The sequence below is a fragment of the Bradyrhizobium sp. ISRA430 genome, assembly GCF_029909975.1.
In the GTDB taxonomy this organism is placed as follows: domain Bacteria; phylum Pseudomonadota; class Alphaproteobacteria; order Rhizobiales; family Xanthobacteraceae; genus Bradyrhizobium.
Map to the genome: position 1 here is coordinate 7,785,846 of NZ_CP094516.1, position 13,321 is coordinate 7,799,166.

The 13,321-nt window shown below is 65.8% G+C and carries 12 protein-coding genes; 4 read left to right on the plus strand and 8 right to left on the minus strand.

Annotation, left to right across the window (positions count from 1 at the left end; translation table 11 throughout):
• Positions 1-240: 240 nt before the first annotated feature.
• The 7 genes from flhA to MTX21_RS36555 form a co-directional block, all read right to left on the minus strand.
• The gene (flhA, locus tag MTX21_RS36525; protein WP_280969276.1) at positions 241-2,382 is read right to left on the minus strand and encodes a flagellar biosynthesis protein FlhA; all 2,142 of its coding nucleotides are present in this window, start codon (positions 2,380-2,382) and stop codon (positions 241-243) included.
• 351 nt (positions 2,383-2,733) lie between these two features.
• Complete coding sequence (locus tag MTX21_RS36530) at positions 2,734-3,033, minus strand: copper-binding protein (RefSeq protein ID WP_280969277.1); 300 nt, start codon at positions 3,031-3,033, stop codon at positions 2,734-2,736.
• Between the two features lie 15 nt (positions 3,034-3,048).
• Positions 3,049-3,504 (minus strand): cupredoxin family protein, encoded by a 456-nt coding sequence (locus MTX21_RS36535; RefSeq protein ID WP_280969278.1) that lies wholly within the window; start codon positions 3,502-3,504, stop codon positions 3,049-3,051.
• 36 nt (positions 3,505-3,540) lie between these two features.
• Entirely contained in the window at positions 3,541-4,872 is a 1,332-nt protein-coding gene (locus MTX21_RS36540) for a copper oxidase (RefSeq protein WP_280969279.1), read from the minus strand.
• A gap of 12 nt (positions 4,873-4,884) precedes the next feature.
• Positions 4,885-6,309, minus strand: coding sequence for a TolC family protein (locus MTX21_RS36545; RefSeq protein WP_280969280.1), 1,425 nt, complete (start codon positions 6,307-6,309; stop codon positions 4,885-4,887).
• A 9-nt stretch (positions 6,310-6,318) separates the two neighbouring features.
• Positions 6,319-6,603: a hypothetical protein gene (locus MTX21_RS36550; protein ID WP_280969281.1), complete on the minus strand. Its 285-nt coding sequence runs from the start codon at positions 6,601-6,603 to the stop codon at positions 6,319-6,321.
• A gap of 82 nt (positions 6,604-6,685) precedes the next feature.
• Complete coding sequence (locus MTX21_RS36555; RefSeq protein ID WP_280969282.1) at positions 6,686-7,105, minus strand: hypothetical protein; 420 nt, start codon at positions 7,103-7,105, stop codon at positions 6,686-6,688.
• 172 nt (positions 7,106-7,277) lie between these two features.
• On the opposite strand from MTX21_RS36555, the gene MTX21_RS36560 reads away from it, so the two are divergent.
• Positions 7,278-8,543, plus strand: a complete 1,266-nt coding sequence (locus MTX21_RS36560) for an MFS transporter (RefSeq protein ID WP_280969283.1) — start codon at positions 7,278-7,280, stop codon at positions 8,541-8,543.
• Between the two features lie 46 nt (positions 8,544-8,589).
• Here the strand turns inward: MTX21_RS36560 and MTX21_RS36565 are convergent, their stop codons facing one another.
• The gene (locus tag MTX21_RS36565) at positions 8,590-9,225 is read right to left on the minus strand and encodes a TetR/AcrR family transcriptional regulator (RefSeq protein ID WP_280969284.1); all 636 of its coding nucleotides are present in this window, start codon (positions 9,223-9,225) and stop codon (positions 8,590-8,592) included.
• A 240-nt stretch (positions 9,226-9,465) separates the two neighbouring features.
• Between MTX21_RS36565 and MTX21_RS36570 the strand changes: the two genes are divergently transcribed.
• Genes MTX21_RS36570 through MTX21_RS36580 form a run of 3 tightly spaced genes read left to right on the plus strand, consistent with a single transcriptional unit; the run spans position 9,466 to position 13,269 of the window.
• A complete protein-coding gene (locus MTX21_RS36570; protein WP_280969285.1) occupies positions 9,466-9,963 on the plus strand; it encodes a 2Fe-2S iron-sulfur cluster-binding protein in 498 nt (165 codons plus the stop codon).
• A complete protein-coding gene (locus MTX21_RS36575; protein WP_280969286.1) occupies positions 9,960-11,015 on the plus strand; it encodes a xanthine dehydrogenase family protein subunit M in 1,056 nt (351 codons plus the stop codon). The genes MTX21_RS36570 and MTX21_RS36575 overlap by 4 nt, the downstream gene beginning before the upstream one ends.
• Complete coding sequence (locus MTX21_RS36580; RefSeq protein ID WP_280969287.1) at positions 11,008-13,269, plus strand: xanthine dehydrogenase family protein molybdopterin-binding subunit; 2,262 nt, start codon at positions 11,008-11,010, stop codon at positions 13,267-13,269. Before MTX21_RS36575 ends, MTX21_RS36580 begins: the two co-directional genes overlap by 8 nt.
• The last annotated feature ends 52 nt before the right edge of the window (positions 13,270-13,321 follow it).

Consider the following 13,321-nt stretch of genomic DNA (forward strand, 5'->3'; position numbering starts at 1 on the left):
CATGCTTCCGGTGCCCATCAACCTAGTATTGGGTGGATTCGTTCCCAAGGGGTGATCACAAGAGCGTGAAATTACGTGAACGGCCGCGATCGAAAGCCGCTCGTCGATGGTTCAATAATATAATTATTTCAAAGCTGTAATGTGCCTGTAAGCCGCCTCATCGACCTCTAGTCCACAGCGCGCCGGAAACTCAAAAATCATTTGCATGTGGCTGAAAAACACACGGCTTCTTAAGGCAAATCAGACGCTTCCGACCGTTTTCAATCTCGCCCTGGGGTGGATTTCGGCCTGCGACAGCACGGTGGTCTGGGCGCGGAACCGCTCGACCAGCGAGCGCACGAATGGACGGATTGCCGCGGAGGTGACCAGCACCGGCGCCTCGCCTTCGCGGGCGGCGCGCTCGAACGCCTCGCGCACGGCGGTCATGAACTCCGACAGTTTCGAGGGCTGCATCGCAAGACTGCGCTCCTCACCCTGACCGACAATGGACTCGGCGAAAGCCTGCTCCCATCTCGCTGACAGCGCGATCAGCGGCAGGTAGCCGTTGTAGGAGGTGTTCTGGGCGCAGATCTGCCGCGCCAGCCGCGCGCGGACTTGCTCGACCATGGTGGCGGGATTGCGCGAGAAGGCGAGCGAGTCCGCGATGCCTTCGAGGATCGTGGAGAGGTCGCGGATCGAGATGCGCTCGGCCAGCAGGAGCTGCAGCACGCGCTGGATGCCGGAGACCGTGACCTGCCCCGGTACGATGTCCTTGACCAGCTCGCTCTGCTCCTTCGGCAGTTCCTTGAGCAGCTTCTGCACCTCGCCATAGGAGAGCAGGTCGGACATGTTGGCCTTGAGCAGCTCAGTGAGGTGGGTCGAGAGCACGGTCGCGGCGTCGACGACGGTGTAGCCCTTGAGCGAGGCCTCCTCCTTGAGGCTGGCGTCGACCCAGGTCGCAGGCAGGCCGAAGGTCGGCTCGGTGGTGTGGATGCCAGGCACCTGGACCTGGTTGCCGCCGGGGTCCATGACCATGAACTGGTTCGGCCAGATCTTGCCTGTGCCGGCGTCGACCTCTTTGATCTTGATGATGTAGGTGTTGGCCTCGAGTTGGACGTTGTCGAGGATGCGCACCGCGGGCATCACGAAGCCCATCTCGATCGCGAGCGAACGGCGCAGCGCCTTGATCTGCTCGGTGAGGCGGTCGGTGCCGTCGGGACCGTTGACCAGCGGCAGCAGTGCATAGCCAAGCTCGATCTTGAGGTCGTCGATCTTCAGCGCGGCCGAGATCGGCTCCTCCGCTGCCGCGGCGCCCGGTGCGCCGGGCGTTCCGGCGGCCGGTGCGGCCTTGGCGGTTTCCTCGGCCTTGACGACGGTCTTCTTGTGGTTGCGCGCCTGCCAGGCGAGTGCGCCGGCGCCGGCGCCGAGCGCGAGGAAGGGGATGGTCGGAATGCCCGGCAGCGCGGCCAGCACCAGCATCACGGCCGAGGACATTGCGAGGGCCTGAGGATAGCCGGAGAACTGTTTCATCAACGCCTTGTCCGCCGCGCCGGAGACACCGGCTTTGGAGACAAGCAGGCCTGCGGCGGTCGAGACGATCAGCGCCGGCACCTGCGTGACGAGGCCGTCACCGACGGTCAGCAGCGTATAGCTGCGTCCGGCGTCGGCGAAGGAGAGGCCCTGCTGCGCCACGCCGATGATCATGCCGCCGACGACGTTGATGAAGACGATGAGGAGGCCGGCGATGGCGTCGCCGCGGACGAATTTGGAGGCGCCGTCCATGGCGCCGAAGAAGCCGCTCTCGTCCTCCAGCGCCTTGCGCCGCTCCTTGGCGATCTTCTCGTCGATCAGGCCCGCGGAGAGGTCGGCGTCAATCGCCATCTGCTTGCCCGGCATGGCGTCGAGGTGGAAGCGTGCGGCGACTTCGGCGATGCGGCCCGAACCCTTGGTGATGACAACGAAGTTGACGATGATCAGGATGGCGAAGACGATGATGCCGATGACGAAGTTGCCGCCCATCACGAAGCTGCCGAAGGCTTCGATGACGTGACCGGCGGCGTCCGTGCCCTCGTGCCCGTGCGACAGGATCAGGCGGGTCGAGGCCATGTTCAGCGACAGCCGCAGCATGGTCGAGATCAAGAGGATGGTCGGGAAGGCGGAGAATTCCAGCGGCGCCTGGATGAAAAGCGCCGTCATCAGGATCAGGATCGAGAGCGTGATCGAGATCGCCAGGAACAGGTCCAGCACGATCGAGGGTAGGGGCAGGATCAGCACCACCAGGATGGTGAGGATGCCGAGCGCGAGCGCAATGTCGCCGCGCTTGAGGATGTTACCGATCTCGGCGAGGGAAGGGATGCTGGGCTTCGCGGCGCCTACGCCTTGTCCCGCGGTGACGTCGACCATGGTTGCTGCCTCCCCGCGCGATTGCCGCCCACGCGCGCCAAACGTCTGCGCGGCGGCCGATGGGCCACCGCTCCGAAAGTGAGGCACCGCACTGGCGTCCACGGGGGTTCTCCCGTTTTACGCGGCCGACGACACTCGACTTCACCCGGCAATTTTTGCCCGGTGTATGGTTAGCAAAGGGTTAACGGAGGGCGCGGGAGGGGACGGGCCGGGGTGTTTTTGCCCGTCATTCCGGGGTGCGCGTAGCGCGAACCCGGAATCCATCGTGCTGCAATCGACGTGGAGAAAACCGATTCCGGGCTCGCGCCAAGAGGCGCGCCCCGGAATGACCATGGTGGAATACCGACGACCCTACTTCGCCTTCTCCATGCGGGTCACCGTATACCCCGCCGCCGCCTCCTCGGCCTCGAACGTAACCTTGTCGCCGACCTTCACCTGCCTGAGCATGGCGGGGTCCTTGACGCGGTAGACCATGGTCATGGGCTCATCCATGCCGAGACTCTTGGCGGGGCCGTGCTTCAACGTGATCTTGCCGGCGGCCTCGTCGATCTTCTTCACCTCGCCGCTGATGGAGGCCGCCTGTGCGCTTGAGCCCAGGGCGAGGCCCAGCGTCAGCGCGAGGGCTGTGGTCAGACGGGCGATCGATTTCATGATTCTCTCCATTGCTCACTTCACGGTGACGTGGCCGACCATGCCGTAGTCGCGGTGGTCGGGGATCAGACAGGAAAATTCGAACTTGCCGGCCTTGGTGAACCTCCAGAGGATCTCGGCCGTCTTGCTCGGCGCGAGCCGCACGCCGTTGGGATCGTCGTGCTCCATGTGCGGATGCTTCTTCATCACCTCGGCATGGGCGAGATTCTCCTTCTTGGTGGCGAGCAGGAATTCGTGATCCTCCTTGCCGACATTGCGCAGCACGAAGCGGATCTGCTCGCCGCGTTTGACCTCGATGCTGGAGGGCTCATAGTCCATTTCGCTCATCGCGATCTCGATGGTGCGCGCGGGCTTCTTGGGATCACCGGGCTCGCCGGCCGAAAAGCTCTCGTGCCGGTGCTGTTCGTGCGCGCCGGCGGGCGCGGCCAAAAGCGAGAGTGCCGCCAGTGTGATCATCGTTTTCTTCTTCATCTTGGTCTCCAGTTGCTGGTTCGTCGAAAGGCCCGGTTACATCTTCATCTTGTGCGCCGGCGCGCCCGGTTGCCGCGCCGGCTCCGTCGCAGGCGAGGCGACCTCGTAGGCGACGGTGCCTTGCGGGAATTGATAGGGGCCGGGATCGCGATAGTCGTCGCGCGCCAGCCCCGCGCGGATCTTCATTACCGTGAACATGCCGCCCATCTCGATCGGGCCGAACTGACCCGCGCCGGTCATCATTGGCAGCGTGTTGTCGGGAGCGGGCATCTCCATGTTGCCCATCGCCATGCCGGTCTGGCCCATCACCATGGCGTCGGGCGCGAGCTTGCCGACGGCGCGCGCCAGATCCTTGCGCGACACGCCGATCATGTTGCGCATGTCATGGCCCATCGCATTCATGGTGTGATGCGACTTGTGGCAGTGGAACGCCCAGTCGCCCGGATTGTCGGCAAGGACGTCGAACACGCGCACGGCGCCGACCGGCACATCGGTAGTGGTCTCCGGGTATTGCGCGCTTTCCGGAATCCAGCCGCCGTCGCTGCAGGTCACGGCAAAGCTGTGGCCATGCAGATGGATCGGATGGTTGGTCATGCTGAGATTGCCCATGCGCACCCGCACCTTATCGCCGAGCCTGACCGGCAAGGGATCGATGCCGGGAAACACCCGCGCGTTCCAGGTCCACATGTTGAAGTCGGTCATCTCGTTGACCTTCGGCAAATAGGTGCCGGGGTCGACGAGATAGGCGCTCATCACGAAGACGAAGTCGCGGTCGACGGGACGGAAGCTTTGATCGCGCGGATGCACGACGACCATGCCCATCATGCCCATCGCCATCTGCACCATCTCGTCGGAATGCGGGTGGTACATGAAGGTCCCGCTCTTCTTCATCTCGAACTCGTAGACGAAGGTCTTTCCGGGCGGGATATGCGGCTGGTTGAGCCCACCGACGCCGTCCATGCCGCTCGGCACGATCATGCCGTGCCAGTGCACACTGGTGTATTCGGGCAAGCGGTTGGTGACGAAGATGCGGACCTTGTCGCCTTCGACCGCTTCGATGGTGGGGCCGGGCGACTGGCCGTTATAGCCCCACAGATTGACCTTCATGCCTTCGGCGGATTCGCGTACCACCGGTTCGGCAACGAGATGGAATTCCTTCCAGTCGCCATTCATGCGGAACGGCAGCGTCCAGCCGTTGAGCGTGACGACGGGGCGATAGTCCGGCCCGCTCACAGGATATAGCGGCGGCTGCATCACCACCTTGTCCATGTGCGGGGCTTCCGGAATCGCTGCGGCCTGGACGCGGCCACTGATTGCCGATGCGCTGGCAAGCGCTGCGGTGCCCAAAAATCCTCGGCGGGAAAACATCGCTGCCTCCGTTCAGTGTCCGCCATCGGCAGGCGCTGCCGCGGCGATGGTTGTCGGGTTGTCGCTGCCGCCCGAGGGCGTGCCGCCGCCATTGACGGCGGTCTGCAGGTCGGACTGCGCGAGGAAGAATCTTTGCTTGGCGTCGATTGCCCCGCGCAGCGAGGCGAGGCGCTGGCGCGCCTCGGTCAGGAGCGCGAAGATATCGACCTGCATAGAGGAGAAGCGGAGCTGCATTTCCTCGGTGATGATCTTGCGCAAGGGCAGGATCTCGCGCTGATAGTGGCTCGCGATGTCGTAGGTGGAGCGGTAGACCCGGTAGGCATCGCGCGCCTCCGAGCGAACGTTGACGGCGCGCTCGGTCAGGCGATTGAAGGCGAGGTTGTAGGTCTCCGCAACCTGCCGCACGCGCACTTCGCCGCCGTCGAAGATCGGGATCTGGAACTGCACGTCGAAGCCGCGTTCGCGAAACGGCGGGCCTTCCGGATCCTGGGTGCGGCGGGAGATGCCGGCAAGATCGAGCAAGGTGACGAAGCGTGTCGCCTCGGTGAGGTTCAGCGACTTTGCCAGCGCCGTCAACTCCAGCCGCGCGATCTGGAGGTCGATGCGATGAGCCACCGCATCGGCCTCGATTGTGGGCAGCGCGAGCGGCCGGCGCGGCAGTGGCGGCAATGCGTTGGGGAGACGGAAATCGAGGCCATCGTCCCACAGCCCCATCAGGCGCGCGAGCCTTTCGCGCCCGCTCGTTGCCGCCTGACGCGCGCTGGCGAGGTCGGCAGTGGTCTCGGCGTAAAATACCTGCTCGCGGGCCTGGTCGAGCTTGTTGACCGATCCGGTCTCGCCGAGCTTGACAGCGAGCTGCGCGGTCGATTCCGCCGTCGACTTCGCGTCGGTCAGCAGCACCACCATTTCGTTGGCGGCGACAGCGCGGACGTAAGCGCGGCGCACCTCGGCCGCGAGCCGCAAGGTGGCAAGTGCTGCGCGCAGTTGCGCCTGGCGGAAACGGTCGCGGGCGATGTCGGAGCGGAACGGCAGGGTCGCCAGCGCAAGAATGTCGCCGACGACCTGGCGCTCGATCTCGCTCGCCCCATTGCCGCTGATGCGCGAGACGGAGAAGACGGGATTGGGCGGCAGGCTCTGTTCGACCAGATCGGTTTCGGCCAGTGCCAGCTCGTTATAGGCGGCCTGGAGTCCCCTGTTGCTGAGGAGCGCGATCTGCACCGCGGCATCGGCGCTCAGCGTGCGCGACAGCAGCCGGCGGACGGTGTCGTTCACCGCCACCTCACCATCGGCGGAGCGCACGAAGGCGACGTCTTTCCCGATGCTCCGGCTGGTCAGCTCGGACACCGCCGTCATGCCGCTGTCCGGTGAGAACGCGGCGCAGCCGGACAGGCCAAATGCGGCAAGGGCAAGCAGGCCGCGTACAAAATGATGTACCATGGCGTGCTCCTACCGGTCGGGCTTGAGCTGAGGCGCAACGCTGTCGTTACGTTCACGCCATGGCGCTGGTGTCGCAGGGCGCAGGCTCGTGTAGGGCGCGATCGTCGAGCGATAGTCGACGCGCGCCACCCTGGCCCTCGGATCGGCGGGGCCAGCCTCAGTTAGCGGCGCGGTTACCGGCATGCAGCCGGCCAATACGAGCGCGAGCGCGGCCAGCAGCGGCCAATTGAATCGCAAGTGTCGTCCACGCGCCGAAGATGCGGCGGCGAACCTCGCCCCCAGAAGCGTAGCCATGGGTAATCCCTGAACTGTCGGAGGACCAAAGGCGCACGCGCGCCAGAACGCGCGCGGCCTCACGTCGTCACGTCACGTCACGTCAGGCGATGGGAGGGCGGTAGAGCAGGGACGGCGCCTCGCTGCGTAGGCTCGCGACGATCTCCGGGGCGCAGGCGGAGACCGGCTGGATCGGCTTGGCGAGATCGGGCAGCGCGACCGGCAGCGCGCTCACGCATAGCATCGCGCAGCACGGACCGGGTGCGCCCTTGCCGTCAGGATGATGTTGGGCCGGCGCGTCCTGCGCGGCCGTGTGTTGATGAGCGTGCATCCCGTCGTGGTCATGCGAGCCGCCATGCACATGGCTTGCCGGCATCTGGTGATGCATCGGCACGAGATCGGCCAGGATCACGTCGTCGCCGAGGCACGGCGCGGGATCGTTGCTCCAGGCAAGAGCCGCGGCCGGCGCGAGGATGCAGAACAGATAGGCAAGGGCGACCAGCCACCCCACCCGCGTTCGCATCGACCTTTTCAGTTGCAACGACATCCGCCCGAACGATCACTGCGCGGCAATGCTGCACACGCAGATTGCAACCTAATGGCAAAGCGCGGTTCCGCCAAGCTCTTATTACCGCAGTGCACCGCGCATGCCCAATATCGCGGCACAATGCTTGACCCCGCGGCGATCAGCGAACATGGTCCTGCCCGTGCACGCACCGAATCTTCCAGGACAGCGACCGTCTTCCTTCACCCCTGACTCCCGTCAGGCCTGGGTGCGACTCGTCATCGCGCTTCTGATCGGCTCGATCGGTGCCGTCGGCATGTGGGCGGTTGTGGTCGTGATTCCCGTGGTGCAGGCTGAATTCGGCGCCACGCGCGGCGCGGTGTCGCTGGCCTTCACCCTGATGATGTTCGGCTTCGGCCTCGGCGGCGTGATCGCCGGCAAGATCACCGACCGGTTCGGCATCGTGCCGGCGATGGCGATCAGCATCGCCTTCCTCGGCGTTGCGAATGTGCTGGCGGGGCTGTCGACCCAGCTCTGGCAATTCGTGGCGGCTTATTTCCTGATCGGCCTCGGCACGTCGGCGACCTTCGCGCCGCTGATGGCGGAGGCCTCGCACTGGTTCGAGCGCTATCGCGGTCTTGCGGTGACCATCGTTGCGAGCGGCAACTATGTCGCCGGCACGATGTGGCCGCCGATCGTGAATTGGGGCGTGCAAACGGCGGACTGGCGCGTGACCCATATCGGGATCGGCATCGTCTGCGCGAGCCTGATGACGATCCTCGTGCTGGTCCTGCGCACGCAGATGGGCGACGACCATATCCGCAACCACGCGAATGCGCCGCCGCCGCGGGTCGATCTCAAGCTCTCGACCAATACGCTGACGGTGCTGCTCTCGATCGCCAGCATCTCCTGCTGCGTCGCCATGGCGATGCCGCAGGTGCACATCGTCGCCTATTGCGGCGATCTCGGCTATGGCGTGGCGCGCGGCGCCGAGATGCTGTCGCTGATGATGGCCTGCGGCATCGTCAGTCGCATCGGCTCCGGCTTCCTCGCCGACAAGATCGGCGGCATCCGCACGTTGCTGGTCGGTTCACTGGCGCAAGGCTTTGCACTGGTGTTCTACCTGTTCTTCGACAGCCTCACCTCGCTGTATCTCATCTCCGCGATGTTCGGCCTGTTCCAGGGCGGCATCGTGCCGAGCTACGCCATCATCGTGCGCGAGGCGATGCCGGCCAGCGAGGCGGCGACGCGCGTGGGCATCGTGATCTTCGCATCCGTGTTCGGCATGTCGTTTGGCGGCTGGGTGTCGGGCGTGATCTTCGATGCCACCGGATCTTATGCCGCCGCCTTCGCCAATGGCGTGGCGTGGAACGCGCTCAATGTCGGTATCGTCGTGGCGTTGCTGATCCGGTCACGGATGAATTCGGTCAGGACAGGGCCGGGCTTCGCAATCTAAACCGGAAAAGTTGCCCCGGCCTTCCCCCGCAACAGGCGGCGCCGCGCTATCGCTTCCGCTTCGCCACGGCCCTCGTGGGCCTGATGGCGCGCGTCTTCTTGGCGGCATGCTGCACGCGTAGCCCGTCGACGAACACGTCCAGCATGCGCAGCACCGACGATTGCCAGCCGGGCTGGTCGTGCATGTAGCACATGCCGATCAGGGCGCGGAGCAGGTCCTGCGCACTGACGTCGGCGCGCATCTTGCCGGCCGCGACCGCTCGGTCGAGCAGCGAGCCGATCGCCTTGGTCAGCCGCTCCATCGAGAACGCGGCGAGCTCCGACGAACTCTGGAATGTCAGCGCCAGCGCGGCCGACATGCCCTTTTTCGTGGCAACGAATTCGACGTTGGAGCGCAGCCAGCGCCGCAGCGCGTCGACCGGATCCTTTGCGCCGCGCAATTGCTCGGCGAGCTCGCTGAGTTGCTCGACCTCGCGCCGGTACACCGCCTCGAACAGGTCCTCGCGGGTCGGGAAATGCCGATAGAGCGTGCCGATGCCGACGCCGGCGCGTTTGGCAACGGCCTCGAGGCTCGCCTCCGGCCCGCCGGCGCTGAATACGGCCTTGGCCGCTTCGAGCACGCGCTCGCGATTGCGTACCGCATCGGCGCGCGGCTTTCGGATCTGGTCGGCGTGGTCGTCCATCCGCTCAATCTAGATCACGATCTGGTTAGATTGAACCCTTTGCGCGCCGCATCGCGTTGTTTGCGCACGGGCTTTTGACGGATTCCAATATTTTTCGACAGCCCTTGTTAAGCGGAGGGTGCCTCCGTATCTTCGCTGACACGTCGGCTCGGATCATGTGCGAGCTGCGCGGAATCGACGGCGCCCACGGCGGTGGCGCGCCGCGCGACTACTCATGTCCATATCTGATCGGAGCCTTGTATGAACCACTCCATCAGCCTCACCGTGAACGGTGCGCGGCGCGATTTCTTCCTCGACGATCCGCGCGTCACGCTGCTCGATCTCCTGCGTGAGCGCCTCCATCTGACCGGAACCAAGAAGGGATGCGACCGCGGCCAGTGCGGCGCCTGCACCATTCTCGTCGACGGCAAGCGCATCAACTCCTGCCTCGCGCTCGCCATCAGCCATGACGGTGCCGACATCCTCACGATCGAAGGCATCGCGCGCGGCGATCAGCTTCATCCGGTGCAGGCTGCCTTCATCGCCCATGACGGCTTTCAGTGCGGCTTCTGCACGCCCGGCCAGATCATGAGCGCGATCGGGATGATGCGCGAAGGCCAGGCCGGTGACGATCCCGAGCGCATCCGCGAATGTATGAGCGGAAATCTTTGCCGCTGCGGCGCCTATGCCGGCATCGTCGATGCCGTGCTCGAGGCGCAAGGAGGCGCGAACGAAGCCAACCAGAGGCGCTCCGCATGAAACCGTTCGATTACATCAGGCCCGCCACGGTCGCGGAGGCCGTTGCCGCCGCCGCCCAGCCGGGCGCGGCCTATCTCGCCGCCGGTACCAACCTGCTCGACCTGATGAAAGGCGGCGTCAGCCGACCGGATCGTCTCGTCGATGTCATGCATCTCAAGGGCCTCGATCGCATCGAGCCTCTTCCTGATGGCGCCTTGCGCATCGGCGCGCTCGTGCGCAATGCCGATCTCGCGCATGATGCGGACTTCGCAAAGTCCTATCCGGCCGTGGCCGAAGCGCTGCTCTCCGGCGCGTCCGCGCAATTGCGCAATGCGGCGACCGTGGCCGGCAATCTCCTGCAACGGACGCGTTGCGCCTATTTCTACGACACCGCCAGCCGCTGCAACAAGCGCGAGCCCGGCAGCGGTTGCGACGCGCGCGACGGCGAGAACCGGACTCACGCCGTGCTCGGCTGGAGCGAGAGCTGCATCGCCACGCATCCGTCCGATTTCTGCGTGCCGCTGCTTGCGCTCGATGCCGTCGTGGAGATCGAAGGCAGAAACGGCCGGCGCGAGATCGCGCTCGACGACCTGCATCGCCTGCCCGGCGATACGCCGCAGCGTGACTCCGCGCTCGAACCCGGCGATCTGATCGTCGCGGTGCGTCTGCCGCCAGCGGCGCGCGGCTTTGCCGCGCATGCGCGCTACCTCAAGGTTCGTGAGCGCACGTCATACGCATTCGCCGTGGTCTCTGCTGTCGCAGCCTTGCAGATCGAGAACGGAAAAATCACGGAAGCGCGGCTCGCGCTCGGAGGTGTGGCCGCAAAGCCCTGGCGCGCCCGCGTCGCGGAGGACGTGCTCAAGGGCGCCGCGCCTGATGCGGCAGCCTTCCAGGAAGCCGCGCGGCGCGCGCTGACCGACGCAAAACCGTCCGGGGACAACGCCTTCAAGATCGAGCTCGCGCGCCGCATCGTCGTGCGCGCGCTGACACTTGCCGCGGTCGGAACACCAGCGCGCATGCCCGCGTTGCCGGCCTCTCCCTTTGCCTCGACTTCCGGAGTCCTCCATGCCTGAGCTCAGTCTCACTTCCGCTCCCGCGCACTTGCGGCACGGCTCGAACATCGGCCAGCCGCTGACCCGCCGCGACGGCATCCTCAAGGTCAAGGGGCAGGCGACCTACGCCGCCGACAATCATCCGCCCGGCATGCTGTTTGCCGTGATGGCGGTCTCCAGCATCGCGCGCGGCCGTGTGATCTCGCTCGATGTCGCCGCCGCCAGGCGCCATCCCGGCGTCGTCGATGTCATGACCTCGAGCCACAAGCCGCCACTCGCGATCGATCCCGAGATCAAGACCAATCCGTTCGTGTTCCGGATGGAAGTGCTGCAGAGCGATGAGGTCCGCTACGCCAACCAGCCCATCGCGGTCGTGATCGCGCAAACGCTTGAGGCGGCGACCGAAGGCGCGGCGCTGCTGGCGCCGCGTTACGAGACGCTGCCCGCGCGCGTCGGCCTCGACGCCGGCGAAAGCTTTATGCCGCCCGTCGTCGGCGTCGGTAACCCCACGGAAAATCAGCGCGGCGATGTCGAGGCGGGCCTTGCCTCGGCCGAGAAGCGGATCGAGGTAACTTACGAAACGCCGCCGCAATATCACAACGCCATGGAGCCGCATGCGATCGTAGTCGCGTGGGACGGTGACAATCTGTCGATCGACATGCCGACCCAGGGCCTGTTCCTGTCGCGCGCTCGCGTCGCCGAGTTGTTCGGCATGGCGCCTGAGAAGATCCACATCCGCAGTCCGTTCCTCGGCGGCGGCTTCGGCTCCAAGGGGCTGATGGCTGGTCCCCAGGTCCTCGGTATCATGGCCGCGAAGCTCGTTGGCAAGCCGGTCAAGCTCGTGCTGCGGCGTGAGCAGATGTACGGCCCGGTCGGGCATCGCGCACCGACGCGGCAACGGTTGCGCATGGGGACCGACGACGAGGGGCGCCTGACCGCGATCGATCATCATGCGCGGACTGTGTCGAGCACGTTCGACGACTTCTATGAGCCCGCGGCCGATGCCTCGCACACACTCTATGCAAGCCCGGCGATTCGCACCTCGCACGATGCCGTGCGCGTCGACACCGGCACGCCGCTGTTCATGCGAGCGCCTGGGGAAGCGACCGGCTCGATCGCGTTGGAGAGCGCGATCGACGAGATGGCCTGGGCCTGCGGCATCGATCCGCTCGACTTCCGCCTGAAGAACTACGCCGAGGTCGAACCGATCACCGGCAAGCCGTTTTCCTCGAAGGCGCTGCGCGCTTGCTACGAGCGGGGTGCGGCGCGCTTCGGCTGGGCGAAGCGTACGATCCAGCCGCGGCAGATGCGCGACGATGCCGGTCTGCTGGTCGGCTGGGGCATGGGCACCGCGACCTTCCCGGCGCTGATGTTCCAGGCCGAGGCGCGCGCGACGATCCGCCGTGACGGCACCGGCGCCATGGAGATCGGCGCGCATGACATGGGGCAGGGCGCCTGGACGGCGCTGGCCCAAATCGCGGCCGATGGCCTCGGCCTCGATGTCGACCGCGTCGCGTTCAAGGCCGGCACGTCCGATCTGCCCGATGCCGGCATCGCCGGCGGTTCGGCGCATACGGCAACCGCGGGCGCAGCGATCCACAATGCCGGCGCGGCCGTCATCGCCAAGCTCGCCGATCTCGCGACCAATGACGAGCGCTCGCCGCTGTTCGGCGCCGGCAATGCCGGCGTGATCGCGCGCGACGGCACGCTGTTCCGCCGCGACGATGAGAGCCGCGGCGAGAGCTACGCGGAGATTCTGGCGCGCGCGGGCGTCGCCGAGGTCGAGGCGCGCGGCACCGGCGCGCCGAACCCTGCGGCAATGGAAGAATACGCGATGCATGCGCATGGCGCAGTGTTCGCGGAAGTGAAGGTCGATCCCGAGCTCGGGCAGATCCGCGTCACGCGCATGGTCGGCGCCTTCGCTGCGGGCCGCATCGTCAATCCGCATCTGGTGAAGAGCCAGCTCTTCGGCGGCATGATCTGGGGCATGTCGTTCGCGCTGCACGAGGAGGCGATCACCGACCGCCGCACAGGCCGGATCATGAACGCCAATCTCGGCGAGTACCATATCCCCGTGAATGCCGACGTGCCGCCGCTCGACGTGATCACGGTCGAGGAGCACGATCCGCACGTCAACGCGCTCGGCATCAAGGGCGTCGGCGAGATCGGCATCACCGGCAGTGCCGGCGCGGTCGCCAACGCTGTCTGGCACGCGACCGGCGTGCGGGTGCGCCGCTTCCCGATCAAGATCGAGGAGCTGTTGACGGGGCTGTGACGAGATGTATCGGACCGACGTGGCCGCGCGCTCGATCTATCTCTCCCGCTTG